The following is a 25,838-nucleotide window of genomic DNA, read 5'->3' as shown; positions in this document are numbered from 1 at the left end:
GCAGCCTTGGCTGCCCCTTCTACTTTCTTGCGACCAGTGCTTATGCCTGCGCCGCTTCGCGCGGCGGCTGCTCCACGGTCTCGAACCCCATCGCCTGCACGCCTTCAAGCAGCATCGCATAGGCCGGCGCCAGCAGATCGGCCGGGCCCTTGACCCCCAGGTCGATATGGCGGCGCGCGAAGCGGTCGCCGCGCTGCACGTCGCCGACCGACGGCAGGCTGAACACGCGGATGCCCGGATGCGCCGCTTCGACCTTCTCCATCAGCGGCGTCAGCGTGGACTCCGGCGCCTCGAACACGTAGAAGGCCCGCTCCTGCTGCTGCACCTGGTGGAACAGATGCGCATAGTCGTGGTCCAGCACCCATTCCATCATCGGCCATGCCATCACCGGGAAGCCCGGCATGAAGTGGTGGTGACCGACCGAAAAGCCCGGGATGCGGTTGTAGCTATTGGGGATGATGCGCGCGCCCTCGGGGAACTCGCCCATCTTGAAGCGGTGCTGGTTTTCCGGCTGGTTCAGGTCGGCCTTGACCGGGTCGCCGCCGGCGGTCTCGGCAATGCGCAGCGCGATCAGCTCGCGCGCCTCGGGATGCAGCACCAGCGGCACGCCCAGCGCGGCAGCCGCGCACTGGCGGGTGTGATCGTCCGGCGTAGCGCCAATGCCGCCGGTGCAGAACACCACATCCGGGCCGGCCAGCGTGCGCCGCAGCGTGGCGGTGATGCGGGCGCGGTCGTCGCCGACGTATTCGGCCCAGTCCAGCGCCAGGCCGCGCGCGCCCAGCAGTTCGATGGTGCGGCGCAGATGCTTGTCTTCACGCCGCCCCGACAGGATCTCGTCGCCAATGACGATCAGGCCAAAACCCATATTGCCCTCGCTTCAGGAATTTTCGATGCGGCGCACGTCGGTCGGCGCCAAGTCGATGACGTCGCCGTCAAGCGCCGGCTGGTCCGGCTGATGCGCCGGCGGCTGGGCCGGCACCGCCGCGCGCTCGGCCCGCAGCTGAGCCAGCGCGCGCAGGCAGAAGTGCCCGAACCACAGCGCCGAAAAGATAAAGATCAGCACATACAGCCACAGCGTGCCGGCAAGCACGAACGGGAAGAGGAAGATCACCGCCGCCGACGACACCCACAGCAGCGTCGGCGCCGAGCCCAGCAGCCCCACCGCCACCCCGATCACCAGCAGCGGCGTGCGGTGGCGGCGCACCAGCGTCTTGCGCTCTTCGGCACTGGCGTGGTCGGCGAGCGCGTCATACGTCATCACGCGGTAGGTCAGCCAGCCCCACAGCACCGGCGGGATCAGCGCAAAGAACGGCGGGATCAGCCACAGCGGCAGCGTCACCAGCACCAGCACCAGGAACACCAGCGTGCTGCCCAGCGACTGGAACACGCTGCCCAGGATGCTGCCGCCATGGGCCTTGGCCAGGTCCGGGTAGTTGCGCTCCAGGTGGCGCACCACCGCCGGCACCGAGAACACGCCGATAAACATCAGCATCGAGGCAATCACCAGCGGGATCGCCAGCGCCGCCACGAACAGCGGCGCCACGATGGTGCGCATCGATTGCAGGCCGAACCAGTCGAGCGCGCTGTAGATCCAGCTGGTCAGGATGGAGGTTTCCAGGAAGCTGCGCGTGGCGCCCATGATGGGGTCCCAGCCCCACCAGAGCAGGCCGCCCCACAGCAGCGTGGCCAGGACGAAAGGCAGCACGGTCAGCATCAGCATGCGGGGATGCAGCTGGCTGACCAGCGCGCGGCCAAACGAGCGGAAGATATCGTTCATGCAGTCGAAGGCAAACAGGAGGAAAGGCGCCGGGAGCGGCAGAAGTCCGACTGGGCCGGACCGGCGGCAACCCGAAACACTAGCATACGCCACTTGCCGCCGCGGCGGACTGCCTCCAGACCCGCTGGTTCAGCGCAGCCGCAGCAGCCGCTTGATGCCGTACCACTGGTGCGCCAGGAAGCCCGCGCCGTAGTCGTGGCTCTTGCCCAGCGGCGGCGGCAGCTGGTCGCGGATGCCGGTCGGGTGGTAGGTCTCGGTGAAGACCGCGGTGCCGAGCAGCATGTCCCACCACGGGAAGATCACGCCGTAGTTGCAGCCGCCCAGCTTGGCCGGTGCGCCGTCGGCCTCATGGCCGATGCCCACGGCGTGGTGGGTGCGGTGAAAGCGCGGCGAGATCAGCAGCCGCTCGCCGATGGCGCCGAAGTGCAGCCGCACGTTGGCATGCTGCAGGCTCTGCAGCAGCTGCGACAACGCCACCAGCAGCACGTACTGCGACGGCTCCACGCCCACGCCCAGCGCCACCAGCGCGAACACCAGATCGCGCAGCATGTCGTCGAGCAGGTGGTTGCGGTTGTCGCTCCACAGCGTCATCTGGCGCTGGCTGTGGTGCACCGCATGCAGATGCCACCACCAGCGGAACGAATGCGACAGCCGGTGGTACCAGTAATCGAGGAAGTCGAACAGCAGCAGGTAGACAAAGAAGCTGACCAGCGGCACCGAGGTCACGCCCGGCCACCAGTCTTCCACATTGATGCGGTGCCAGCCCATTAGCCGCAGGTCGCCCTCCAGGGCGTCGGTCAGCGGCGCCAGCAGGAAGAACATGGCCAGCCGGAACAGCCCGAGCCGGTGGATCACCGTGTAGAAGATATCGGTGCGGATGCCGGCGCGGTCGGAGACCGGCTCGACCGGGCGCCATTTTTCCAGCGGTCCCAGGATCAATGCCATCACCACGATCTGCACCAGGCCCACCAGCAGCCACTCGGTGCCGGTGAAGGCTTCCTCGGCATAGCGGCCAAACCCGAGGTCGTAGACCACGGGCAGCACCACGTCCTGGAACAGCGTGCCCTCGACCTGGCCGATCCAGCCGTTCAGCGTCTCCCACATCAGCGCCTGCCCTCCTTTTGCCCGACTGGCTGCGGCCTGGCGATCCAGTCGCGGTAGGCCGGGTGCTCGCGCAGCGTCGCGAAACAGAATCCCTTGCGCTCAAGGCCGGCGAGCAGCGGCTCCAGCACGCCGGGCGCCCACGGATCCTTGCGCGACCAGATGCCCAGGTGCGCCATGGTGATATCGCCGTCGCGCAGGTTGGCCAGCGCGCGCTCCAGCAGCGCTGCGTTGGGATAGCGGTCGGACGACAGCTCATCGCCCAGGAACCCCGCCGGCGCCCAGCCGACGTGGCGGAAGCCGCACTGTTCGGCCCATTGCACCGTCTGCGGCGCGGTGCGCCCGCCCGGGGCGCGCCACAACGGCACCATGGCGGCGCCGGTCATGCCGTGGAAAGCGTCGGCGCTGCGCCGCAGCTCCTGGCAGAATCCGGCCGCGTCCATGGCCATGTCCTTGCCGGCCTGCGGGCCGAACTGCGGCCGCATGGTCACATGGCCGGCGCGCACGCTGCGCAGGTAGACATGGTCGAAGGTATGCGTGCCGAAGGCGTGGCCGTCGGCCACCAGAGCCTTCCAGTACGGCGCCCAGGCTGGGTCCAGCGAGCTGTCCTGGCGCACGGTCGGCTCATTGGCCAGGAAGAAGGTGGCGCGGATATGGTGGCGGCGCAGCGTGTCGGCGATCAGCTGGGCCTGGCTCATGCTGCCGGTGTCGAAGGTCAGGTAGAGCGTGCCGGCCGGGCACGCCTTGGCGGCAGGCTTGGGGACATCAGCCGCCTGCAGCGCGGACGGCAGGCTGCAGGCAAGCGCCAGCGCAGCCAGCAGCCTGCCCAGCCGTCCGGATCGCGATGCCTTGGTGTCGTCCATGGTCCCTGCCCTGCCCGGTCAATACAGCGGCGCGCGCGTGCGGAAATAGATGCCGTGCGGCGAGCGCCCGACGCGCACGGTCTTGACCAGCTTGCGGCTGGCCACGTCGACCAGGCCGACCGAGCGCGCCCAGCGGAAGGTGACCCACAGCGTCTTGCCGTCGGCGGTCAGCTCCATGTCGTCCGGGCCCGGCGGCAGGCCGGTGATGTCGCCGACCTTGGTCAGCGTCTGCTGGTCGATGATGCTGATGCTGCTCGTGACCCGGTTGCTGAGGAACAGATGGCGCTTGTCGCCGACGGCGCGGAAGTTGTGCGCGCCCTTGCCGGTCAGGATCTGCTTGACCACCGTGCGCGTGCGCCAGTCGATCACGGCCACGTAATCAGCCCCGGTCATGCCCACCAGCAGGTATTTCTGGTCCGGCGTGACCCAGATGCCCGCCGGCGCCGAGCCGGTTTCCATGCGCCACATCACGTTTTGCGTGACCAGGTCGATGGCTGCCACCTCATTGGAGTCCTGCAGCGTGATGAAGGCGATGCGGCTGTCGGCGGTAAAGGCGATATGGCTGGGGGTCTTGGCCAGCGGGAACTGCTTGGCCAGCTTCAGCGCCTTGCCGTCCCAGCGATAGAGGTCGACACGGTCGAGCCGGTTGCCGGTGGCGACAAACCACTTCTGGTCCGGCGAGAAGCCGATCTGGTACGGGTCGTCGACATTGGGCACGCGCTGCTGGACCTTGCCCGAGACCGGGTCCAGGAACACCAGGTCGTTGCCGACCGCGTTGGCAACGATCAGCGACTTGTCGTCCGGCGTGGCGATCAGGTGGTGCGGCTCCTTGCCGATCGGGAAGGTCTCCAGCACCTTCTGGGTATCCTTGTCGATCAACGTGACGGTTGCATCACCTGAATTCAGGATTACCACCACCTCCGCCGATGCGGGTGCGGCCAGCAGGCCCAGCGCCAGGGCGCCCACCGTGAAACCACCAGCTACAACACGACGCAATGCGAACCGCAGCGCAAACATAAGACCCGCCAGAAGAAGACTGAACCGGCGATTCTAACGGTTGAGCACGAAAATCCGCTGACGTCGCGGCCGATCCCGATCAAGATTTTGGCAGATTGTTGCGCCGAAGCGACCATTTGCGGTTCGCCCCGGCATTCCGCCCCGCGCCGGCGCTCAGCGCTGCATCGATTCCCACACTTTCTGCAGCCGCTTGACCGACATCGGCACCGGTGTGCGCAGCTCCTGGGCGAACAGCGCGATGCGCAGTTCCTCCAGCATCCAGCGGAATTCCTCCAGCCGCGCGTCCTCGCCGCCGCGGCCCTGGGTGCGCAGCTGCTTTTCGGCCCGTTGCCACTGCTGCACCAGCGGCGCCATCTCCTGCGTGCGCTGGGTGTCGCGCGCCGGGTCGCCCTTGAGCTTGTCCACCCGCATGGCGATGCCCTTCAGGTAGCGCGGGAAATGGACCAGCTGCGTGTACGGGGTCTCGTCGACGAAGCGCTTGCCCATCAGCCGCCCGAGCTGCGCTTCCATATCCGCATGGGGCCCGGCGAACGGCTTGGCCTGCAGCAGCTTGCGCGGCAGTCCGGCGTACTCGGCCAGGATGGTCCCCACCAGCCGCGCGATCTCCTGCGCCAGCAGCGACAGCCGGGTACGGCCCTCGTCCTTGCGCGCATTGAACTCGGCCTCGTTGCGCGGCAGCGGCGCCTGCATGCAGGCACGCTCCAGCGCCAGCATCACGATCTGCTCGCGCAGCATCTCCTGCGTGCCCAGCGTCATGTACTGCATCGCCATCTGCTGCAGGCCGGGGATGTTCTTCTCGAGGAACTTGACCTGCTCGCGCAGCTGCAGCGCAAACAGCCGGCGCAGCCCCAGGTGGTGGACGCGGGCGGCTTCCTGCGGGTCGTCGAAGACTTCCACGTCGCAGTGCGTGCCGCGGTCGACCAGCGCGGGGTAGCCGAACAGGGTCTGGCTGCCCTTGCGGATCTCCAGCAGCTCGGGCAGCTCGCCGAAGCTCCACCCGGTCAGGCCCTCGTACTTGCCGGGCTCGGCAGCGGCCAGCGGCGCCGCCTGCTCCGGGGCCTGGGTTGCCGCCTGTGCCGCGGCTTGCGCGGCCACCCGCTGGAACGACTGCTGCGCCTGCCCGCCCAACTCGGCGCGCAGCTGGGCCAGGTTGCGGCCCATCTCAAGCTGGCGGCCGTGCTCGTCGACCACCTTGAAATTCATCGTATGGTGCGCGGGCAGCGTTTCCAGCTTGAAATCGGCCCGCTTGACCATGGTGCCGGTCTGCTCGCGGATATCGGCGATCAGCACGTCCAGCAGCTCGCCCTCGCCAAGCGGCTGGCGCGCGACAAAGCCCGCGGCATACTCCGGCAGCGGCACGCAGTGGCGGCGCAGCTTCTGCGGCAGCGACTTGAGCAGCAGGTGCACCTTCTCCCTGATCATGCCCGGCACCAGCCAGTCGGCGCGCTCCTGGCGCACCTGGTTGAGTGCGTACAGCGGCACGGTCAGGGTCACGCCGTCGCGGTGGCTGCCTGGCTCGAAGTGGTAAGTCAGCCCCATATCCACCCCGGCCACGTTCATGGCCTTGGGGAACAGGTCAGTGGTGATGCCGGCCGCCTCGTGCCGCATCAGCTCGTCGCGATTCAGGTACAGCAGCTTGCGGTCCTTGCCGCTCTCGGCCTGGTACCACTGCTCGAAGGTGGCCTGCTGGCAGATCTCGGCGGGAATCGCGCGATCGTAGAAGGCGTAGATCAGTTCGTCGTCGACCAGCACGTCCTGGCGGCGCGACTTGTGCTCCAGGTTCTCGATCTCGCGCACCAGGCGCTGGTTGTGCGCATAGAATGGCAGGCGCGTATCGAACTCGCCCTCGACCAGCGCGCGGCGGATAAAGATCTCGCGCGCTTCCTGCGGGTTCATCGGGCCGTAGTGCACGCGGCGGTGCTGGTAGACCACCAGCCCGTACAGCGTGGCGCGCTCCAGCGCCAGCACCTGGCCCGCCTTCTTTTCCCAGTGCGGATCGCTCCAGCTGACCTTGAGCAGATGGCGGCCCACTTGTTCCAGCCATTCGGGCTCGATGCGCGCCAGCGTGCGCGCGAACAGCCGGCTGGTCTCGACCAGCTCGGCCGCGACAATCCAGCGCCCGACCTTGCGCGCGATCAGCGAGCCCGGCCACAGGTGGAACTTGATGCCGCGCGCGCCCAGGTATTCGCGGCCCTTGCCGTCGCCATCCTCGATGCGGCAGCCGACATTGCCCAGCAGGCCGGTCAGCAGCGCCTTGTGCACCTGCTCATAGGTGGGCTCGCTGTCGTTCAGGCGCCAGCCCTGCTCGGTCACCGTGGTCAGCAGCTGCGAATGCACGTCGCGCCACTCGCGCAGCCGCAGCTGCGACAGGAAGTGGGCGCGGCACTGGTCCTGCAGCTGGCGGTTGGACTTCTTGTGCGCGACCGCGTCCTCGAACCACTTCCACAGCTTGACCCAGCCCAGGAACTCGGACTTCTCGTCCATGAACTTGCGATGCGCCTGGTCGGCCGCTTCCTGCGCCTCCTGCGGGCGGTCGCGCGGGTCCTGTACTGACAGCGCACTGGCGATGACCAGCACCTCGCGCAAGCACTGGTGCTCGCGCGCGGCCAGGATCATGCGCGCCACGCGCGGGTCCAGCGGCAGCTTGGCCAGCTGGCGCCCGGTGCCGGTAAGCTGGTTGGCGTCGTCGACCGCGCCCAGTTCCTGCAGCAGCTGATAGCCGTCGGCCACGGCGCGGCCCAGCGGCGGCTCGATAAACGGGAACGACTCGATCTCGGTCAGCCGCAGCGCCTTCATGCGCAGGATCACCGCGGCCAGCGACGAGCGCAGGATCTCGGGATCGGTGAAGCGCGGGCGCCCCGTGAAATCGGACTCCTCATACAGCCGGATGCACACGCCGTTAGCAACCCGGCCGCAACGGCCGGCGCGCTGGTTGGCAGCGGCCTGCGAGATCGACTCGACCTGCAGTTGCTCGACCTTGTTGCGGTACGAGTAGCGCTTGACCCGCGCCAGCCCGGTATCGACCACGTAGCGGATGCCCGGCACCGTCAGCGAGGTTTCGGCGACGTTGGTCGCCAGCACGATGCGCCGTGCGTTGGACGGCTTGAACACCCGCTCCTGCTCCTGCACCGACAGCCGCGCAAACAGCGGCAGGATCTCGGTATGCGGCGGGTGGTGCTTGCGCAGCGCCTCGGCGGCTTCGCGGATCTCGCGCTCGCCGGGCAGGAAGACCAGCACATCGCCCGGACCGACGCGGCACAGCTCGTCGACGGCCTCGACAATGCCGTCGTACAGGTCGCGCTCGCGTGCCTGCGGGCTGCGCGGCGCGCCCGCGGGCACGTCCTCGGTGATCGGACGGTAGCGCACTTCCACCGGGTACAAGCGGCCGCTGACCTCGATCACCGGCGCCGGCTTGTCGCCCGCGGCGAAATGCTGGGCAAAGCGCTGGGCATCGATGGTGGCCGAGGTGATGATCACCTTCAGGTCCGGGCGCTTCGGCAGGATCTGGCGCAGGTAGCCGATCAGGAAGTCGATGTTCAGGCTGCGCTCGTGCGCCTCATCGATGATCAGCGTGTCGTAGGCGCGCAGCAGCGGATCGTTCTGGGTCTCGGCCAGCAGGATGCCGTCGGTCATCAGCTTGACCGACGCCCCCGACGACATGGTGTCGTTGAAACGCACCTGGTAGCCCACGTGCTCGCCCAGCGGCGTGCCGATTTCCTGCGCGATGCGCTTGGCGGTCGAGGTGGCGGCGATGCGCCGCGGCTGGGTGTGGCCGATCAGCCCCCCACCCTCGCGCCCCGGACCGCGCCCGATCGACAGGCAGATCTTGGGCAGCTGGGTGGTCTTGCCCGAGCCGGTCTCGCCCGAGACGATCACCACCTGGTTGGCCAGCAGCGCCGCGGCGATCTCGTCGCGGCGGCCGGAGACCGGCAGGGCCTCCGGGAAGGTGATGGGCGGCAGCGGGTTGACCGGCCTTGGCGCACGCGGCGGCCGCGGCTCGCGGGGACCGCGTGGCGGGCGCTGCCCGGCTTCACCGGCCGGCCGGGCAGCAGCGGGCTGCGCACGGACCTCCGGCTTCCTGACCGGGCCTGGGGCCGGCCGGGACTGGGTTGGGGAGGCGGACTGACCGGCACCGGCGCGCTGGCTCGGCGCGGCGGGTGGTTTGGGCTTGACGGGGCGTTGTTCTGACATTGGCCGGGATTATAATCCGCGGCATGAACGCCAGAACCGACGCGCCGCAGACGGCGCCTGCCTCCTCACCCGCCGCCCCCGTGCCGGCGGAGCCGCCTGCGGCTGAATTCCCCGCGCCTGCCCCGGCCTCCCCCGTGCCCGCCGCCCCGGCGCCCACGACGGCCGAGCCCGAGCGCAGCGGCCCCGACCACCAGCAGTTCGTCGACTGGCTGCGCATGGTGGCGCCGTATATCCATGCCTTCCGCGGCAAGACCTTCGTGATCGCCTTCGCCGGCGAGCTGGTCAAGTCGGGCGTGCTCAATGCGCTGGTCAACGACGTCGCGCTGCTGCACGCCATGGGCATGCAGATCGTGCTGGTGCACGGCTCGCGCCCGCAGGTGGAAGAACAGCTGGCGCTGCGCCATGTCGAGTCACAGTTCGTCGATGGCGTGCGCGTCACCGACAACGCCGCGCTCGAATGCGCCAAGGAAGCCGCCGGCGAGCTGCGCCTGGATATCGAGGCCGCCTTCAGCCAGGGCCTGCCCAATACGCCGATGGCCGGCGCCCAGCTGTCGGTGATCTCCGGCAACTTCGTGACTGCCCGCCCGGTCGGCATCGTCAACGGCACCGACTACCAGCACACCGGCCTGGTGCGCAAGATCGACGCCGAGTCCGTGCGCATGTCGCTGTCGCACGGCAAGGTGGTGCTGCTGTCGCCGCTGGGCTTCTCGCCCACCGGCCAGGCCTTCAACCTGTCGATGGAAGACGTGGCCAGCGCTACGGCCACCGCGCTCAAGGCCGACAAGCTGATCTTCATCACCGAGGTGCCGGGCGTGCCCGACCCGGTCGGCAAGATGATGCAGGAAATGTCGCTGCGCACCGCGGTGGAGCGCCTGCAGAACAAGCACCTGCCGCCGGACGTGGCCAACTACCTGCAGCACCTAGTCAAGGCGCTCAAGGGCGGCGTGCCGCGTGCGCACCTGATCCCCTATTCGCTCGACGGCGCGGTGCTGCTGGAACTGTTCCTGCACGACGGCGTCGGCACCATGCTGTCCGACACCGACCTCGAAAGCCTGCGCGAAGCCACGCTCGACGACGTCGGCGGCATCGTCCAGCTGATCGCCCCGCTGGAGCAGGACGGCACGCTGGTGCCGCGCGGACGCCACCTGATCGAACGCGATATCTCCAACTTCTCGGTGATCGAGCACGACGGCGTGCTGTTCGGCTGCGCGGCGCTCTACGATTACCCGCGCGAGAACATGGGCGAGATGGCCTGCCTGACGGTATCGCAGGAAGCCCAGGGCACCGGCGACGGCGAGCGCCTGCTCAAGCGCATCGAGCGCCGCGCCCGCGCGCTCGGCCTGGAGAAGCTGTTCGTGCTCACCACCCGGACCGAACACTGGTTCCTGAAGCGCGGTTTCGTCCACGCCAACGTCGACGACCTGCCCGAGGACAAGCGCAAGCTCTACAACTGGCAGCGCAAGTCCATGGTGCTGATGAAAAAGCTGTGACGCCGTAGGGGCAATCGCCGCCGCGCCGCGGCTGGCGGCCCCGCTTGGCTACAATAGCGCCAGCGCCTCAGCACCTGACAAACAAACCAAGGAGTCCCCATGGCCCGCATGGTCCAATGCATCAAGCTGAACAAGGAAGCCGAAGGCCTCGACTTCCCGCCGCTGCCCGGCGAACTGGGCAAGAAGATCTGGCAAAGCGTGTCGAAGGAAGCCTGGGCTGGCTGGCTCAAGCACCAGACCATGCTGATCAACGAAAACCGCCTGAACATGGCCGATGCGCGCGCGCGCCAGTACCTGCTCAAGCAGACCGAAAAGTACTTCTTCGGCGAAGGCGCCGACCAGGCCCAGGGCTACGTGCCGCCGCAGTCCTGAACCGGACCGACAAATGACAAAAGGGGTGCCTCAGGCACCCCTTTTTGCTTGGCAGCGGACGACTCTGCTCAGTAGTCCGTGCGCTGCACGCCGTCGCCGGTGCCCAGCAACAGCACATCCGCGCCGCGCAGTGCGAACAGGCCCACCGTGACCACGCCCGGCACCTGGTTGACGGCCTGCTCCAGGCCGCGCGGGTCTTCGATCTTCAGGCCGACCACGTCCAGGATCACATTGCCGTTGTCGGTCTTGTAGATGCCGCCTTCCTTGGTCATGCGCAGGCGCGGCTGGCCACCCAGGGCCTGCAGCTTGCGCGCCACCGCGGCACGTGCCATCGGAATCACCTCGACCGGCAGCGGGAAGGTGCCCATGGTCTGGACCAGCTTGCTGCCGTCGGCGATGCAGACAAAGCGCTTCGCGACCGAGGCCACGATCTTCTCGCGCGTGAGCGCCCCGCCGCCGCCCTTGATCATGGCGCCGCTGGCGTCGATCTCGTCGGCGCCGTCGACATACACCGGGATCTCGTCGACTTCGTTCAGGTCCAGCACTTTGAAGCCGTGCTGCTGCAGGCGGCGCGTGGACGCCTCGGAACTCGACACAGCACCGGCGAAGCGCGCCTTGAATGCCGCCACGGCGTCAATGAAGAGATTGGCGGTGGAGCCCGTGCCCACGCCGAGCACCGCCCCTTCGGGCACTTCCTGCTTCACGTAGTCGGCGGCAGCTTGCGCGACCAGCGCCTTGAGTTCATCCTGAGTCATGACAACAGCCAGATTGCGTTGGGGGAAACGCGTAGTGTAGCGGATTGCGGCGGCAGGTCACGCGGGCGACGGTACAATGGACCGAACCGGGTGCCGTACGCGCACCCCTGATGCCCGCGAACGATTTTGCAGACGCTCAAGCAGACGACCAAGCGACCATGAACCAGCTCGAACAACTCAGGCAATTCACCACGGTAGTGGCCGATACCGGCGACTTCCAGCTGATGAAGCAGTACACCCCGCAGGACGCGACCACCAATCCGTCGCTGATCCTGAAGGCCGTGCAAAAGCCCGAATACCGGCACCTGCTGGAGAAGGCGGTGCAGGACCACCACGGCAACGGCGGCGTCGACGCGGTGATGGACGAAGTGCTGATCGCCTTCGGCTGCGAGATCCTGGCGATCGTGCCGGGCCGCGTCTCGACCGAAGTCGATGCGCGCCTGTCCTTCGACACCGAGGCCAGCGTGGCCAAGGCGCGCCACCTGATCCAGCTGTACGAGCAGCGCGGCATCGCGCGCGAGCGCGTGCTGATCAAGATTGCCTCCACCTGGGAAGGCATCCGCGCGGCCGAGATCCTGCAGCGCGACGGCATCCGCTGCAACATGACGCTGCTGTTCTCGCTGGTGCAGGCGGTGGCGTGCGCCGAGGCCGGCGCGCAGCTGATCTCGCCCTTCGTCGGCCGCATCTTCGATTGGTACAAGAAGCAGGCCGGCGAGCAATGGGACGCGGCCGCCAATGGCGGCGACAACGACCCCGGCGTGCGCTCGGTGCGCCAGATCTATGACTACTACAAGAAGTTCGGCTACCCGACCGAGGTGATGGGCGCCAGCTTCCGCAGCACCGCGCAGATCCTGTCGCTGGCCGGCTGCGACCTGCTGACCATCAGCCCCGAGCTGCTCGAGCAACTGGCCGCCGGCCAGGGTCCGGTGACGCACAAGCTGTCGGTGGACCAGGCCCAGGCCGCCAATATCGCCCGCATCGCGGCCGACGAGGCGTCCTTCCGCTGGCAGCTGAATGAGGATGCGATGGCGACGGAAAAGCTTGCCGAAGGCATCCGCCTGTTTGCGGCGGATGCGGTCAAGCTGGAGAAGCTGATCGGCGAAATTGCGAAGTAAGGATGGCCCGGGCGGCAACGCCCGGATCCAGGCTCAGCCGGCCGCGGGTGCCGGCTGCGGCCACAGCAATGGCAGACATGCCCCTGCCGCGGCAGACAGCACGATATCCGCGGTCTGGTCCAGCGCCGACGGCTGCGGATTGACCACGATCACTGGCGCGCCATGCTCGCGCGCCAGGCCCGGCAGCCCCGCCGCCGGATAGACCAGCCCCGAGGTGCCGACCACCAGGCACAGGTCGCAGTTCTGCGCCGCATGCTCGGCGCGGTAGCGCGCCACGCGCGGCAGGTCCTCACCGAACCACACCACGCCCGGACGCATCAGCGCGCCGCACAGGTTGCAGCGCGGCGGCATGCCGGGCAGCGCGGTCGCCTCGTTGCAGCGTCCGCACCCGTCCAGCCATTTGTTGGCGAACAGGTTCCCATGCAGTTCGATCACGCCCGCGCTGCCGGCGCGCTGGTGCAGGCCGTCCACGTTCTGCGTGACCAGCGTGAAAGGCTTCTGCGCAGCCAGCGCGACCAGCGCAAAGTGCGCCGGGTTGGGATGCACGGCTGCGACCAGCTCGCGCCGGTGCAGGTACCACTCCCAGACCAGCGCCGGCTGGCGGCGGTAGGCGTCCTCGCTGGCCAGCTCTTCCGGGTCGAACTGTTCCCACAGCCCGGTCATTGCGTCGCGGAAGGTCGGCACGCCGGATTCGGCGGAAATGCCGGCGCCGGTCAGCACGAAGATATTGCCGGCGGCCGCGATCAGCCGGCGTGCGTCCTCAAGCCCCGGCATTTCAAGGAGACCGGAATCAGCGGCCATGGACTTATCGCGGCAGGCGCCGCTGGCGCACGGCTTCGTACAGGCATACGCCGCTGGCGACCGAGACGTTCAGGCTTTCCACGCCACCCGCCATCGGGATGCCGACCAGATCGTCGCAGGTTTCGCGCGTCAGGCGGCGCATGCCCTCGCCTTCGGCGCCCATCACGATCGCGGTCGGACCCTTGAAGTCGATGTCATACAGCGACTTTTCAGTGCCGTCGGCAGTGCCGACGACCCAGATGCCGCGTTCCTGCAGTTCACGCAGGGTGCGGGCCAGATTGGTGACGGTGATGTAGGGCACGGTCTCGGCGGCGCCGCTGGCGACCTTGGCCACGGTGGCATTGAGGCCGACGCTGCGGTCCTTGGGGGCGATCACGGCATGCGCGCCGGCGCCGTCGGCCACGCGCAGGCAGGCGCCCAGGTTGTGGGGGTCGGTGACGCCGTCCAGCACCAGCAGCAGCGGCGTGCCTTCGATGCCGTCGAGCAGTTCATCCAGGTTCAGCGCCAGTGCCACGTCTTCGGCACGTGCCACCACGCCCTGGTGGCGGTCGGTGCCGGCCATGCCGCGCAGGCGCTCGGCATCGACCGGATGCAGGCGCACGCCCAGGCTTTCGGCCAGGCGCACGAAGTCCTGCATGCGCCGGTCGCGGCGCGCGGATTCGATATAGACATCGGTCACGCCCTTGGCATCTTGGCGCAGGCGTGCGGTGACGGCGTGAAAGCCGATCAGGAGTTTGTTTTTAGCCATGGCGCGATTGTACTCGCCCTCTCGCCCCCCGCAGCCCGCCGGGGGGGGGGGGGGGGGCGGCGGCAGGGCGGCCGCCACAGGCTTCAGCGCTTGCGCGGGGTGCGCGGGCTCTTGGCCGGCGTCTTGCCCGCCGGCTTGGCCTGGTGCGACTTGGAGGCCGGCTTGCGCGGCTTCTCCAGGTGCGAGGGCTTGGGCTTGGCCGCGCGCTTGGCCGGCTTGCCGCCGGTCTTCACGTGCGGCCTGAGCGGCGTGATCACCGCCTCGAACACCGGCTGCTCCTCGATCACGCGGTCCAGCGTCTCGTCGAACGATTCCTCCGGCTTGGACGAGCCGCCCAGCAGCGCCGCTAGCTGGCGGCCCTTCTTGCGCGCCGGCACCGCATGGGCGGCGGGCACGCGCGGCTGTGTTTCGGTGCCCCCCGCGCGGGCGCGCAGGGTTTTCGCCGACGGCTCCTGCACCAGGCGGAAGTCGATCTTGCGCGCATCCAGGTCCACGCGCGACACCTGCACGCGCACGCGGTCGGTCAGGCGGTAGCGGATGCCGGTGCGCTCGCCGCGCAGTTCGTTGCGGGCCTCGTCGTACTGGAAGTAGTCGCTGCCCAGCTCGGTCACGTGGACCAGGCCTTCCACATACAGCTCGTCGAGCTGCACGAAGATGCCGAACGAGGTCACGGCGCTGATGGTGCCGGCGTAGTCGCTGCCCAGCTTGTCGCGCATGAAGTAGCACTTGAGCCAGGCCTCGACATCGCGCGAAGCCTCGTCCGCGCGGCGCTCATTGGCCGAGCAGTGCAGGCCGAGCTCGTCCCAGATGGCCTCGTTGCGCCTGGCGCGCGCCGCGGTCAGTTCTGCCTTCTGCTCGGCGTCCTTGGCCTGCAGCCGGCGCGCCTTGGGCGAGATCGCGGTATTCAGCTCGGTCCCGTGCGCAAACGCCGGCTGGTACTTGGTATGTGCCAGCACCGCCTTGATCGCGCGGTGCACCAGCAGGTCGGGGTAGCGGCGGATCGGGCTGGTGAAGTGCGCGTAGGCCTCGTACGACAGGCCGAAGTGGCCGATATTGTCCGGGCTGTAGACCGCCTGCTGCATCGAGCGCAGCAGCATGGTCTGCAGCATCGGCGCGTCGGGACGGGACTTGATCTTGTCCATCACCTCGGCATAGTCCGATGCCTGCGGCTTGTCGCCGCCGCCCAGCGACAGGCCGGCGGTGCGCAGGAAGTCGCGCAGGTTCTTCAGCTTCTCTTCGCTGGGGCCCGCGTGGATGCGGTACAGCGCCGGGTGCTTGAAGCGCTCGAGGAAGTCGGCCGCGCAGACGTTAGCGGTCAGCATGCACTCCTCGATCAGGCGGTGCGCATCGTTGCGCGTGCGCGGCAGGATCTGCTCGATCTTGCCCTGCGCGTTGCAGACGATATAGGTCTCGGTGGTGTCGAAGTCGATCGCACCGCGCGCGCGCCGCGCCTTGAGCAGGACCTGGAACAGCTCATACAGGTTCTGCAGGTGCGGCACCAGCTCGCCGCGCTTGTGCGCCTCGGGGCCCTTGGTGTTGGACAGCACCGACCAGACCTCGTTGTAGGTCAGGCGCGCGGTCGAATGCATCACGGCCGGGTAGAACTGGTAGCCCTTGAGCTCGCCCTTGGCGGTGATCACGGCATCGCACACCATGCACAGCCGGTCCACGTGCGGATTGAGCGAGCACAGCCCGTTGGACAGCTTCTCCGGCAGCATCGGGATCACGCGGCGCGGGAAGTAGACCGAGGTGGCCCGGTCCAGCGCATCCGCATCCAGCGGCGTGCCGGGGCGCACATAGTGCGACACGTCGGCGATCGCCACTATCAGGCGCCAGCCCTTGGCGCGGCCGATCTTGACCGGCTCGCAATAGACCGCATCGTCGAAGTCGCGTGCGTCTTCGCCGTCGATGGTCACCAGCGGGATGTCGCGCAGGTCGATGCGGTGGTCCAGGTCGGCCTGGCGCACCTCGTCGGGCAGCGCGGAGGCTTCCTGGGCAGCGGCCGGCGAGAACGCATGCGGCACGCCGTACTTGCGCACGGCAATCTCGATCTCCATGCCGGGATCGTCGATGTCGCCCAGCACCTCCACCACGCGGCCCACCGGCTGCACGTAGCGGTCGGGGAATTCGATCAGCTCGACGCTGACCACCTGTCCCACCCGTGCCTTGCCCTGCGCCTTGGGCGGGATCAGGATGTCCTGGCTGATGCGCTTGTCTTCAGGCGCCACCACCAGCACGCCGCCTTCACTGAGCAGACGGCCGATAACAAAACGGTTGGCGCGCTCGATGATCTCGACGATCTGCCCTTCGGGGCGCCCGCGCCGGTCGTAGCCCACCACGCGCACCTGCGCGCGGTCGTTGTGCATGGCCTTCTGCAGTTCGCGCTCGGGCAGGAAGATGTCGTCTTCGCCGTCGTCGCGGATCAGGAAGCCGAAGCCGTCGCGGTGGCCCTGCACCCGGCCGGTGACGAAGTTCGGCTGATGGGCCAGCTCATAGCGGCCCTTGCGGTTCAGCTCGATCTGGCCGTCGCGCTCCATGGCCGCCAGGCGCTTCTGGAAACCGTCATGCTCTTTGCGCGTGACGGAGAGGGCCTTGGCAATATCGCCGGCCGACTGGGGGGATCCCGACGTTCTCAACACGCCCAGGATTTCTTCCCGGCTGGGGATCGGATAGTTGTTCTGATTCAATTTTTTCTGGAAACTATTTGACAAAATTCTCGCGCTCTCTATAATGAGCGCTTCGGTTGTTTCGACACCTGCCCAGGTGGCGGAATTGGTAGACGCACTAGGTTCAGGTCCTAGCGGTGGCAACACTGTGGAGGTTCGAGTCCTCTCCTGGGCACCAGATCACCGGAAAACCCGCAGCGCTTTCAAGCCCTGCGGGTTTTTTGTTTTTGACGCCTGTTTCGCGCATCAGATCCGGCAACTTGCACTCCTTGCTTGGCGGCCATGCCGCGATGTCATACCTGCGAGCGTACGGGTTTTTCCCGTCCGTGAAACCGCGCACCGTACCCCGCGCGGCAGCCGAACCACAACGGTACGGCAATGTCGAGGAGTGTAACAGCTTCAGTGGCGATTCCGGCATTCCACCGGCCATTGGCTGCCACATCGGCGTATCACCTCCTTCCCTCCCGGTACTCCGGCCACTTTGCACCCTGCCCGTGCTTGACATGCCCGATCATGTGTAACTATCATGCTTTCACATTGCACCTGACATCCTGAGCACAAGCGTTGAGCACAAGCAGCCGGTTCGCCGTGGCGGTCCACATCCTTACCCTGCTCGCCAGTTCGGCTGAGCCGGTGCCCTCGTCGCTGATCGCCGGCAGCGTGGGCACCAACCCGGCGCTGATCCGGCGGCTGGTCGGCCAACTGGCTGAAGCCGGGCTAGTCGCGACCACCATGGGCAGCACCGGCGGCGCCACGCTGGCGCGACCGGCCGCGTCAATCACGCTGCTCGACGTGTTCCGCGTAGTGGAAACCACCGCGCTGATCACGCTGCACCAGAGCGCGCCCAACCCGGCCTGCCCGGTCGGGCGCGAGATCACCGGTGCGCTGCGCAAGGTCGCGGACCGTGCGCAGGCGGCCATGGACGACACCCTTGCCGGCATCACCATCGCCAGCATGCTCGCCGATGTCGAAGGCAGCAGCCAGCGCCGCAAGCGCTGAATTTTTTTGCCCCGATATGTAACCACAATGGTTTCATATCAACCTGACCGAAAGAAGGAGTGACCATGAAGATCGCAATCATCGGCGCCACCGGCCGCGTTGGCACGCGCCTGACCGACGAGGCCCTGCGCCGCGGCCACCAGGTGACCGCCATTGCGCGCCACGCCAGCAAACTGCCCGCACGCGACGGCGTGACCACCACGGACGTGGACGGCGCCGACATCGCCGCACTGGCTGCCGCCCTGGCAGGCAACGACATCGTCATCAGCACCGCGCGCTTCGCGCAACTGAACGCGCAGCAGGTGACCTCGGCCGTGCGCCAGGCCGGCGTGCCGCGCCTGCTGGTGGTGGGTGGTGCCGGCAGCCTCTATGTCGCGCCGGGGGTGCAGTTGGTCGACACCCCGAACTTCCCTGATGCCTACAAGCCCGAAGCCCTCGCAGGCCGCGACTTCCTCAACGCGCTGCGTGGGGAACAGCAGATCGACTGGACCTTCCTGTCGCCGTCGGCACTGTTCGAGCCGGGCGAGCGCACCGGCAAGTTCCGTGTTGGCGAGGAAACCCTGCTGAGCGACGCAGCAGGCAAGAGCTGGATCTCGATGGAAGACTATGCCATCGCGATGCTCGACGAGATCGAAAAGCCGGCGCATTCGCGCCAGCGTTTCACGGTCGGGTACTGAAGCCGCCCGCTGCCGTGCCCCGCGGGCACGGCTTTCAAAACGTGCGCGTTTAGCCGCGCGCGTCGTCATCCAGCAAGCTGGCGCGCTTGCCGCGCTTGAGCCAGGCGGCCAGGTTGTGCGGGCGCAGCGTGTCGTACTCTTCGAACGGCTGGTGGATCCAGGGGTTCGACTCCAGGAAGGTAACGTGGTAGTCCGGCTCGACCTTCGAGCACGCCTTGTACCACAGCACGGCCGAACGCACCTCGGTCACGGCCGGATAGCGCTCCTTCAGGTGGCGGCCCACGCGCTCCAGCGTGATGCCCGAATCCACCAGGTCGTCGACCAGCAGCACCCTGCCCGTCAGCTCGCCGCGGGTCATGGTGATGTACTGCGCGATGTCCAGGTTGCCCTGCTGCGTGCCCGCGGCCTCGCGGTAGCTGCTGGTGGCCAGGATGGCCAGCGGCACGTCGAAGATGCGCGACATCTGATCGCCCACGCGCAGCCCGCCGCGCGCCAGGCACAGGATCTTGTCGAACTTCCAGCCCGACTCATGCACGTTCAGCGACAGGCGTGCGATCAGGCGATGGTATTCGTCCCAGGAGACCCACAGGTTCTCGTCATCGTTCGTTGGCAGGTTCATCGTCTTACTCTTTGTATCTTCGGGTCGGTTGACCGATATGGCTCGGCCCGCTTGCGCGGGCCGATTTATTTCTGGCGGGCCGCAGCGCTCGTGGCGCCGCTGCCTTGTGTGGTGTGCTGCTGCCGGGTCAGGCCTGGTACGGATGACGCAGCAGGATGGTCTCGTCGCGGTCCGGGCCGGTCGAGATCATGTCGATCGGAATGCCGACCACTTCTTCCACGCGCTTCAGGTAGACGCGGGCCTGCTCGGGCAGCGCGTCCCACGTCTTCACGCCGAAGGTCGACTCGTTCCAGCCGGGGAATTCCTCGTAGACCGGCACGCAGCGCGCCACGGCGTCAGAGCCGCGCGGCAGGATGTCGACGGTCTTGCCGTCGAGCTCGTAGCCCACGCACAGCTTGATGGTTTCCAGGCCATCGAGCACGTCCAGCTTGGTCATGCACAGGCCGGACACGCCGTTGATCTGCACCGAGCGCTTGAGCGCGGCGGCGTCCAGCCAGCCGGTGCGGCGCGGACGGCCGGTGACCGAACCGAATTCCTTGCCGACGTTGGCCAGGCGCACGCCGACCGGGTCCTGGCGCGACGGGTTGTCGTTGTCGTACAGCTCGCTCGGGAACGGGCCCGCGCCCACGCGCGTGCAGTAGGCCTTGGTGATGCCAAGGATGTAGTTCAGGCGGCCCGGGCCGACGCCGGCGCCCGCTGCGGCCGCACCGGCCACGCAGTTGCTCGAGGTCACGAACGGATAGGTGCCGTGGTCCACGTCCAGCAGCGTGCCTTGCGCGCCTTCGAACATCAGGTTGCCGCCGGCGGCATTGACCGCGTACAGCTCGGCCGACACGTCGGCCACCATCGGCGCGAGGCGCGGCGCGTAGGCCAGCGCTTCGTCCAGGGTCTGCTGGAAGTCCACGGCTTCGGCGCCCAGATACTGGGTCAGCATGAAGTTGTGGTAGTCCAGGTTCTCGCGCAGGCGTTCGGCGAACTGCTGCGGATCGAACAGGTCCTGCACGCGCAGCGCGCGGCGGGCCACCTTGTCTTCATAGGCCGGGCCGATGCCGCGGCCGGTGGTGCCGATCTTGGCGGCGCCACGGCGGGCTTCGCGCGCCTTGTCGATGGCAACGTGGTACGGCAGGATCAGCGTGGCGGCCTCGGAAATGCGCAGGCGGTTCTGCACCTGCAGGCCGGCGCTTTCGAGTTCTTCGATTTCACGGAACAAAGCTTCGGGCGACAGCACCACACCGTTGCCGATGTAGCAGACCGTGCCGTCGCGCATGATCCCGGACGGGATCAGGCGGAGAATGGTCTTCTTGCCACCGATGATCAGCGTGTGGCCAGCGTTGTGGCCACCCTGGAACCGCACCACGCCCTTTGCCTGGTCGGTAAGCCAATCGACGATTTTTCCTTTGCCTTCGTCACCCCATTGGGTGCCGATCACGACGACATTGCGTCCCTGGCCTACTGCGGATGCGGACATATTGCTTTGGTCAATAGGTTAAAAACGTATTCTACTCTTGTTGCCGGGCGATTCTCGATTTTTGGGCACGCCCGGCGCGCGAGCGTCAGCGCGGCACCACGGCCCAGCCGGCGTCCTGGCGCACCAGCTGCCGGTCGCAGTTGAATTCATCGAGCTCGTGGGTATGGCCGGGCAGCGACTGGATCACGATCTCGCCGGCCGCGCGCAGCGCGGAAATCGCGGCCCGGAGTGCCGGATCCGCATCCCAGGGCGCAAAAATCGCCTGGGCGCGCACTTCCACGGGCGACAGCGCCGCCACTTCACGCAGGTCCAGCGAAAAACCCGTGGCCGGGCGCGCACGGCCGAAGGCCTCGCCCACCTTGTCGTAACGGCCGCCACGCGCCACGTAGTTGGGCAGGCCGGCAACATAGGCCGCGAACATCACGCCGCTGTGATAGTGGTAACCGCGCAAATCCGACAGGTCGATATTCACGCTGGCACCGCGCACCTGCACCGCCAGTGCCGCCAGCTCATCCAGCGCGCGGCCGATGGCCGGGCTGGCCGGCAGCGTTGCGCGGGCGCGCTCGATCACGTCCACGCCGCCGTACAGCGTCGGCAGCGCCAGCAGCGCATCGCGCTCGGTCTGAGGCATGCCTACGGTCAGTTCGCGCAGGGCCGGCACGTCCTTGGTTTCCAGCGCGGCAAAGAGCGCGTCCTCGATCTTGCGGATCGACGGCAGGCCCGCCAGCAGCGCTTCCAGGATGCCGGCATGGCACAGGTCGATGCGGACATCGGACAGCCCGGCCGCCTGCAGCGCGGCCAGCATCAGGTCCTGGATCTCGACGTCGGCTTCCAGGCCGGCATGGCCATAGATCTCGGCGCCGATCTGGATCGGCTCGCGCGTGGCGTGGAAACCCGCCGGGCGCGCATGCAGCACGTTGCCCGCGTAGCACAGGCGGGTCACGCCCGGGCGGTTCAGCAGGTGCGCGTCGATGCGCGCGACCTGCGGCGTGATATCGGCACGCAGGCCCATGGTGCGGCCCGACAGCTGGTCCACCAGCTTGAGCGTGCGCAGGTCCAGGTCATGGCCGGTCCCGGTCAGCAGCGACTCCAGGTATTCCAGCATCGGCGGCATCACCATCTCATAGCCGTAGGTGCGGAACAGGTCCAGCATGCGGCGGCGCAGTTCTTCGATCTTGCGCGCTTCCGACGGCAGCACGTCGGCAATGTTTTCTGGCAGCAGCCAATGGTTGGACATAGTGAATCTCTTCTCAGTCAATCTCTTCTCAGTCATTCGGCCCACCTCGCGAGGCAATGCCCCCAAGGCACCCGCGCTTGACCAGGAACTTCATTGCAGGCGCCGCGCGCCCGCGCCATCACTCAGCGAGGATGGCTCCAGCCGGACAAAACCCCGGCAAGCCGGGGTTTCGTCAATTCGCCACACGGACAAGCGACGGTGCTAGCGCTTGCCTCCGGATCCGCCCGAGGCGGCCGCGGCGGCACCGCCGCTGGAACGCATGTAGCGGAAGAACTCGGAGTTGGGCTCAAGCACCAGCACGTCGCGCTTGTCGCGGAAGGTGTTGCGGTAAGCCTCCATGCTGCGCCAGAACTGCGCGAACTGCGGATCGCGGCCAAACGAGTCGGCATAGATCTGCGAGGCCTTGGCATCGCCCTGGCCCTTGATCACCTGGGCGTCGCGATAGGCCTCGGCCAGCACCACTTCGCGCTGGCGGTCGGCATCGGCGCGGATCTTCTCGCCCTCGGCGGCACCGGTGGAGCGCAGCTCGTTGGCCACGCGCTTGCGCTCGGCCTCCATGCGGCGGTACACCGATTCGCTGATCGCGGGCAGCAGGTCAACGCGCTTGAGGCGCACGTCCAGGATCTCGACGCCGACCGACTTGGCATATTCAGCCATGCCGTTGCGGATGGCCTGCATCACCTGCTCGCGCTCGCCGGCGACCACGTCGGCCACGGTGCGCTTGCCGAACTCCTCGCGCGCCACCGAGTCGATGCGCTGGGTCATGCGGTCCTGCGCGCCACGCAGGTTGCCGCCGAAGGCGACGAAGAACTTGCGCGGATCGGTGATGCGCCATTTGACGAACCAGTCCACCACCATGCTCTTCTTCTCGGCGGTCAGGAAACGCTCGCTGGCGGCCCCGTCGATAGTCTGCAGGCGGCGGTCCATGAACACCACGTTCTGGAACGGCGGCGGCAGCTTGAAGTGCAAGCCGGGCTCGCGCACCACCTGCTTGATCTCGCCGAAGGCGAACACCACGGCGTACTGGCGCTGGTCGACCACGAACAGCATGGACGAGACCACGGCCAGCAGGATGAAAAAGCCAATCGTGAAGGAAATCAGTCGGTTCATGACGGTCTCCTCAGCGCGAGTCGCGGTCGCGGTTGCGCAGCGCTTCGCGCGAACGGGCGTCCGTCGACGCATCCGGCGCGGGCGCCGGGCTTGCCGCACCCGGTTGGCCCGGCTGCGGCACTGCGCGGCCATCGGCCTGCGCCATCAGCTTGTCCAGCGGCAGGTAGAGAAGATTGTTGCCCTGGCGCGCGTCCACCAGCACCTTGGTCGAATTGCTGTAGATCTGCTGCATGGTTTCCAGATAGATGCGGTCGCGCGTCACCTGCGGCGCCTTGGCGTATTCGGTCTGCACCGAACGGAAGCGCGAGGCATCACCCTCGGCCTGCGCCACCACGCGGGAGCGGTAGGCTTCGGACTCTTCCTTCAGGCGCGCCGCGGTACCCTTGGCGCGCGGGAGGATGTCATTGGCATAGGCCTGGCCTTCGCTGATCGCGCGCTCGCGGTCCTGGCTGGCCTTGTTGACGTCGTCGAACGCGGCCTGCACCTGCTCGGGCGGCTGCACGCTCTGCACGTTCACGGACAGCACGCGGATGCCGGTCTTGTACGCCGTCAGGATGGCCTGGATCGACTTGGCCAGTTGCTGCGCGATCTGTTCGCGGCTCTCGTACAGCACCGCGTCCATCTTGTTGCGGCCGACGATCTCGCGCACCGAGGTCTCGGCAGCCTGCGTCACCAGCTCTTCATCGCCACCGCGGTCGGTCTTGTTGAAGAACAGGAACTCGCTGGCGTCCTGGATCACGTACTGCACGGTAAAGCGCACGTCGATGATGTTCTCGTCCTGCGTCAGCATTGACGAGTCCTTCAGGTTGCTGTCCTTGATCGAGGTGGAGCGCCCCACCTCGACCGAACGCACGGCCGACAGGTTGACGATCTCGGCCGACTGGACCGGCCAAGGCATGCGCCAGTTGATGCCGGGGCCGGCTGCGTACTTGAACTTGCCGAACTGCAGGATCACCGCGGTCTGGCCCTCCTGCACCATGAAGAAGCCGCTGGCCAGCCAGATGCCGACCACGGCCGCCACGATCACGCCGGCGCCCACGCCCGAGCCCTTGCCCGGCGTGCGCGGGCCGCCGAAGCCCTGGTTGCCGCCACCGCCGTTGTCCTTGCGGCCGAGCAGGCCGCTCAGGCGGCGGTTGAAGTCGCGCCACAGCTCGTCCAGGTCGGGCGGGCCGCCGTCCTGCTGCGGGCGCTGGTTCTGCTGGCGGTTGTCGTCGCGACCGTCCTTCTTGTCGTCGTCCTGACCGTTGCGACCCCAGCGCGGATCGTTCAGCGAGAAGATGGCGCGCAGGCGCTGCCAGCCCGCGCGCAGCGCGAAGCGGCCGCCTGGTGTCAGGCTCGAATCAGCATTCCGGGGAAACTGGGGCATGAAGTGCACGGGTCCGGGGAAGTTTGTAACAGGGGGATTCTAGCAGTCATCCGCGCCACTTTTGGCCAATTCGCGCAATCCCGGCAGCAATCGCACCGGGATTGGGCAGAACGGCCGGAGGACTGGCGGCGAACTGACGGCAACTTGACAGGCTACAGCCTGCCCGAATCCCCCGCGTCGGCGTCGTCGCTGCCGTCAGCCACGCCGCCATCATCTGCACTGTCATCATCGCCGCCATCGCCGTACTGCGGCACGTCGGCCAGGCGCGGGTCATAGGGCTGCGGCTCGGGCGGGCGGCTGGCCAGCCATTGCGCCACCTCGACCACGGCCTCGCGCAGCACATCCAGGCCCATCCCCTCGCGCGCGCTCACGAACACGCGGGTGGGGATGCCGTCCTCGTCGCGCTCCAGGCGCGGGCCCTGCTCCAACAGTTCGGGCGCGGCATCGATCTTGTTCATCACCACGATCTGCGGGATGTCCAGCGCGTTGATTTCCGCCAGCACGCGGTTGACCTGCTCGATCTGCTCGTGGCGCACCGGGCTCGATGCATCCACCACATGCAGCAGCAGGTCGGCATGCACGGTCTCGTCCAGCGTGGCGCGGAACGCCGCCACCAGTTGCGTGGGCAGGTCGCGGATAAAGCCGACCGTGTCGGACAGCACCACGTTGCCCAGCCCGTCCAGGAACAGCCGGCGCGAGGTGGTGTCGAGCGTGGCGAACAGTTGGTCGGCCGCATAGGCGCCAGCCTTGGTCAGCGCATTGAACAGCGTCGACTTGCCCGCGTTGGTATAGCCCACCAGCGAAATGCTGAGCGTGTCATTGCGCGCGCGGGCGCGCCGCTGCGTGCTGTGCTGGCGCTGCAGCCGCGACAGATCGGACTTGAGCCGCTTGGCGCGCTCGTCCAGCATGCGCCGGTCGAGCTCGAGCTGGCGCTCGCCGGGGCCACCGCGCATGCCGATGCCGCCCTTCTGCCGCTCCAGGTGGCTCCACGCGCGGACCAGCCGCGACGCCCGGTACTGGACCTGCGCCAGCTCCACCTGCACCTTGCCCACGTGGCTCTGCGCGCGCTGCCCGAAGATGTCCAGGATCAGGCCGGTGCGGTCGATCACGTGGCGGTTCAGGAAGCGTTCCAGGTTGCGCTGCTGTGCCGGGCTCAGGGCGTGGTTGAACACGACCACGTCGGCATCCAGGGCGTCGGCAGCCTCCTTCAGCTCCTCGGCCTTGCCCGAGCCGATGAACAGCGCCGGATCCGGCCGCGAGCGGCGGCCCGTCAGCGTATGCACCGGCAACGAGCCAGCGGTAGAGGTCAGCAGCGCCAGTTCGCTGAGGCTTTCCTGGAAATCATGCTTGCCAAAGTCGACGCCGACCAGAATGGCGCGCGAAGGGGCGGTATTGGAAGTGGCTCTGGGGTCCAAGGGAGGGCGCGAAAGCGCAGGGAAAAACGGGTTCAGGGGGAAGGCGGGCGG

The 25,838-nt window shown here is 67.6% G+C and carries 21 protein-coding genes and 1 tRNA gene; 6 read left to right on the top strand and 16 right to left on the bottom strand.

Features of this window, described 5'->3' with window-relative positions; genetic code table 11:
- Positions 1–40: 40 nt before the first annotated feature.
- The 6 genes from CF68_RS04615 to hrpA form a co-directional block, all read right to left on the bottom strand.
- Positions 41–865, bottom strand: coding sequence for a molybdopterin-binding protein (locus CF68_RS04615; protein ID WP_035816358.1), 825 nt, complete (start codon positions 863–865; stop codon positions 41–43).
- Between the two features lie 12 nt (positions 866–877).
- Positions 878–1,777 (bottom strand): EI24 domain-containing protein, encoded by a 900-nt coding sequence (locus tag CF68_RS04610; RefSeq protein ID WP_035816356.1) that lies wholly within the window; start codon positions 1,775–1,777, stop codon positions 878–880.
- Between the two features lie 129 nt (positions 1,778–1,906).
- Positions 1,907–2,881 (bottom strand): sterol desaturase family protein, encoded by a 975-nt coding sequence (locus CF68_RS04605; protein WP_035816354.1) that lies wholly within the window; start codon positions 2,879–2,881, stop codon positions 1,907–1,909.
- A complete protein-coding gene (locus CF68_RS04600; RefSeq protein ID WP_051591399.1) occupies positions 2,881–3,741 on the bottom strand; it encodes a polysaccharide deacetylase family protein in 861 nt (286 codons plus the stop codon). The genes CF68_RS04605 and CF68_RS04600 overlap by 1 nt, the downstream gene beginning before the upstream one ends.
- An 18-nt stretch (positions 3,742–3,759) precedes the next feature.
- A complete protein-coding gene (locus CF68_RS04595; RefSeq protein ID WP_035816352.1) occupies positions 3,760–4,758 on the bottom strand; it encodes a beta-propeller fold lactonase family protein in 999 nt (332 codons plus the stop codon).
- A gap of 153 nt (positions 4,759–4,911) precedes the next feature.
- Positions 4,912–8,949 (bottom strand): ATP-dependent RNA helicase HrpA, encoded by a 4,038-nt coding sequence (hrpA, locus tag CF68_RS04590; protein WP_035816350.1) that lies wholly within the window; start codon positions 8,947–8,949, stop codon positions 4,912–4,914.
- A gap of 23 nt (positions 8,950–8,972) precedes the next feature.
- Between hrpA and argA the strand changes: the two genes are divergently transcribed.
- Both argA and CF68_RS04580 read left to right on the top strand, forming a co-directional pair.
- Entirely contained in the window at positions 8,973–10,439 is a 1,467-nt protein-coding gene (gene argA / locus CF68_RS04585) for an amino-acid N-acetyltransferase (RefSeq protein WP_035816348.1), read from the top strand.
- Between the two features lie 99 nt (positions 10,440–10,538).
- Positions 10,539–10,811 carry an oxidative damage protection protein gene (locus tag CF68_RS04580; protein WP_010809445.1) on the top strand — a complete coding sequence of 91 codons (273 nt, stop codon included), beginning with the start codon at positions 10,539–10,541 and terminating at the stop codon, positions 10,809–10,811.
- A 68-nt stretch (positions 10,812–10,879) separates the two neighbouring features.
- Here CF68_RS04580 and rpiA read toward each other — a convergent pair whose 3' ends face one another.
- A complete protein-coding gene (gene rpiA, locus CF68_RS04575) occupies positions 10,880–11,566 on the bottom strand; it encodes a ribose-5-phosphate isomerase RpiA (RefSeq protein ID WP_035816347.1) in 687 nt (228 codons plus the stop codon).
- 158 nt (positions 11,567–11,724) lie between these two features.
- Here rpiA and tal point away from each other — a divergent pair, with 158 nt between their 5' ends.
- Entirely contained in the window at positions 11,725–12,681 is a 957-nt protein-coding gene (gene tal, locus CF68_RS04570) for a transaldolase (RefSeq protein WP_035816345.1), read from the top strand.
- 33 nt (positions 12,682–12,714) lie between these two features.
- On the opposite strand, the gene CF68_RS04565 is transcribed toward tal, so the two are convergent.
- From CF68_RS04565 to rnr, 3 genes are all read right to left on the bottom strand, one after another.
- Positions 12,715–13,482 (bottom strand): NAD-dependent deacylase, encoded by a 768-nt coding sequence (locus CF68_RS04565; RefSeq protein WP_051591398.1) that lies wholly within the window; start codon positions 13,480–13,482, stop codon positions 12,715–12,717.
- 4 nt (positions 13,483–13,486) lie between these two features.
- On the bottom strand, positions 13,487–14,230 hold the full coding sequence (rlmB, locus tag CF68_RS04560; protein WP_035816343.1) for a 23S rRNA (guanosine(2251)-2'-O)-methyltransferase RlmB: 744 nt from the start codon (positions 14,228–14,230) through the stop codon (positions 13,487–13,489).
- Between the two features lie 83 nt (positions 14,231–14,313).
- Positions 14,314–16,917, bottom strand: a complete 2,604-nt coding sequence (rnr, locus tag CF68_RS04555; protein WP_035816342.1) for a ribonuclease R — start codon at positions 16,915–16,917, stop codon at positions 14,314–14,316.
- Between the two features lie 70 nt (positions 16,918–16,987).
- Between rnr and CF68_RS04550 the strand changes: the two genes are divergently transcribed.
- From CF68_RS04550 to CF68_RS04540, 3 genes are all read left to right on the top strand, one after another.
- Positions 16,988–17,074 (top strand) — tRNA-Leu (locus CF68_RS04550).
- Between the two features lie 386 nt (positions 17,075–17,460).
- Complete coding sequence (locus CF68_RS04545; protein ID WP_035816341.1) at positions 17,461–17,895, top strand: Rrf2 family transcriptional regulator; 435 nt, start codon at positions 17,461–17,463, stop codon at positions 17,893–17,895.
- 65 nt (positions 17,896–17,960) lie between these two features.
- Entirely contained in the window at positions 17,961–18,572 is a 612-nt protein-coding gene (locus CF68_RS04540; protein ID WP_035816338.1) for an NAD(P)-dependent oxidoreductase, read from the top strand.
- A 49-nt stretch (positions 18,573–18,621) separates the two neighbouring features.
- Here CF68_RS04540 and CF68_RS04535 read toward each other — a convergent pair whose 3' ends face one another.
- The 6 genes from CF68_RS04535 to hflX form a co-directional block, all read right to left on the bottom strand.
- Positions 18,622–19,191 carry a phosphoribosyltransferase gene (locus tag CF68_RS04535; RefSeq protein ID WP_035816335.1) on the bottom strand — a complete coding sequence of 190 codons (570 nt, stop codon included), beginning with the start codon at positions 19,189–19,191 and terminating at the stop codon, positions 18,622–18,624.
- Positions 19,192–19,318: 127 nt separating this feature from the next.
- A complete protein-coding gene (locus tag CF68_RS04530) occupies positions 19,319–20,659 on the bottom strand; it encodes an adenylosuccinate synthase (RefSeq protein WP_035816334.1) in 1,341 nt (446 codons plus the stop codon).
- Positions 20,660–20,744: 85 nt separating this feature from the next.
- Positions 20,745–21,896, bottom strand: a complete 1,152-nt coding sequence (locus tag CF68_RS04525) for an ATP phosphoribosyltransferase regulatory subunit (RefSeq protein WP_035816333.1) — start codon at positions 21,894–21,896, stop codon at positions 20,745–20,747.
- A gap of 201 nt (positions 21,897–22,097) precedes the next feature.
- The gene (hflC, locus tag CF68_RS04520; RefSeq protein ID WP_035816332.1) at positions 22,098–23,006 is read right to left on the bottom strand and encodes a protease modulator HflC; all 909 of its coding nucleotides are present in this window, start codon (positions 23,004–23,006) and stop codon (positions 22,098–22,100) included.
- 10 nt (positions 23,007–23,016) lie between these two features.
- Positions 23,017–24,372 (bottom strand): FtsH protease activity modulator HflK, encoded by a 1,356-nt coding sequence (gene hflK / locus CF68_RS04515; RefSeq protein ID WP_035816390.1) that lies wholly within the window; start codon positions 24,370–24,372, stop codon positions 23,017–23,019.
- A 152-nt stretch (positions 24,373–24,524) separates the two neighbouring features.
- On the bottom strand, positions 24,525–25,787 hold the full coding sequence (gene hflX / locus CF68_RS04510; RefSeq protein WP_035816331.1) for a GTPase HflX: 1,263 nt from the start codon (positions 25,785–25,787) through the stop codon (positions 24,525–24,527).
- Between the last annotated feature and the right edge of the window lie 51 nt (positions 25,788–25,838).

This window comes from Cupriavidus sp. SK-4 (assembly GCF_000611125.1).
Lineage (GTDB): Bacteria > Pseudomonadota > Gammaproteobacteria > Burkholderiales > Burkholderiaceae > Cupriavidus > Cupriavidus necator.
This window is presented reverse-complemented; position numbering and strand designations above follow the sequence as displayed.

Bases quoted from the DNA above. Each gene is read 5' to 3' on its own strand.
- hrpA (WP_035816350.1), bottom strand. From the start codon at position 8,949: ATGTCAGAACAACGCCCCGTCAAGCCCAAACCACCCGCCGCGCCGAGC.
- CF68_RS04535 (WP_035816335.1), bottom strand. From the start codon at position 19,191: ATGAACCTGCCAACGAACGATGACGAGAACCTGTGGGTCTCCTGGGAC.
- CF68_RS04580 (WP_010809445.1), top strand. From the start codon at position 10,539: ATGGCCCGCATGGTCCAATGCATCAAGCTGAACAAGGAAGCCGAAGGC.
- hflK (WP_035816390.1), bottom strand. From the start codon at position 24,372: ATGCCCCAGTTTCCCCGGAATGCTGATTCGAGCCTGACACCAGGCGGC.
- rlmB (WP_035816343.1), bottom strand. From the start codon at position 14,230: ATGGCTAAAAACAAACTCCTGATCGGCTTTCACGCCGTCACCGCACGC.
- CF68_RS04615 (WP_035816358.1), bottom strand. From the start codon at position 865: ATGGGTTTTGGCCTGATCGTCATTGGCGACGAGATCCTGTCGGGGCGG.
- hflC (WP_035816332.1), bottom strand. From the start codon at position 23,006: ATGAACCGACTGATTTCCTTCACGATTGGCTTTTTCATCCTGCTGGCC.
- CF68_RS04540 (WP_035816338.1), top strand. From the start codon at position 17,961: ATGAAGATCGCAATCATCGGCGCCACCGGCCGCGTTGGCACGCGCCTG.
- CF68_RS04565 (WP_051591398.1), bottom strand. From the start codon at position 13,482: ATGGCCGCTGATTCCGGTCTCCTTGAAATGCCGGGGCTTGAGGACGCA.
- tal (WP_035816345.1), top strand. From the start codon at position 11,725: ATGAACCAGCTCGAACAACTCAGGCAATTCACCACGGTAGTGGCCGAT.
- CF68_RS04605 (WP_035816354.1), bottom strand. From the start codon at position 2,881: ATGTGGGAGACGCTGAACGGCTGGATCGGCCAGGTCGAGGGCACGCTG.
- argA (WP_035816348.1), top strand. From the start codon at position 8,973: ATGAACGCCAGAACCGACGCGCCGCAGACGGCGCCTGCCTCCTCACCC.
- CF68_RS04610 (WP_035816356.1), bottom strand. From the start codon at position 1,777: ATGAACGATATCTTCCGCTCGTTTGGCCGCGCGCTGGTCAGCCAGCTG.
- rpiA (WP_035816347.1), bottom strand. From the start codon at position 11,566: ATGACTCAGGATGAACTCAAGGCGCTGGTCGCGCAAGCTGCCGCCGAC.
- CF68_RS04525 (WP_035816333.1), bottom strand. From the start codon at position 21,896: ATGTCCAACCATTGGCTGCTGCCAGAAAACATTGCCGACGTGCTGCCG.
- CF68_RS04530 (WP_035816334.1), bottom strand. From the start codon at position 20,659: ATGTCCGCATCCGCAGTAGGCCAGGGACGCAATGTCGTCGTGATCGGC.
- CF68_RS04600 (WP_051591399.1), bottom strand. From the start codon at position 3,741: ATGGACGACACCAAGGCATCGCGATCCGGACGGCTGGGCAGGCTGCTG.
- CF68_RS04595 (WP_035816352.1), bottom strand. From the start codon at position 4,758: ATGTTTGCGCTGCGGTTCGCATTGCGTCGTGTTGTAGCTGGTGGTTTC.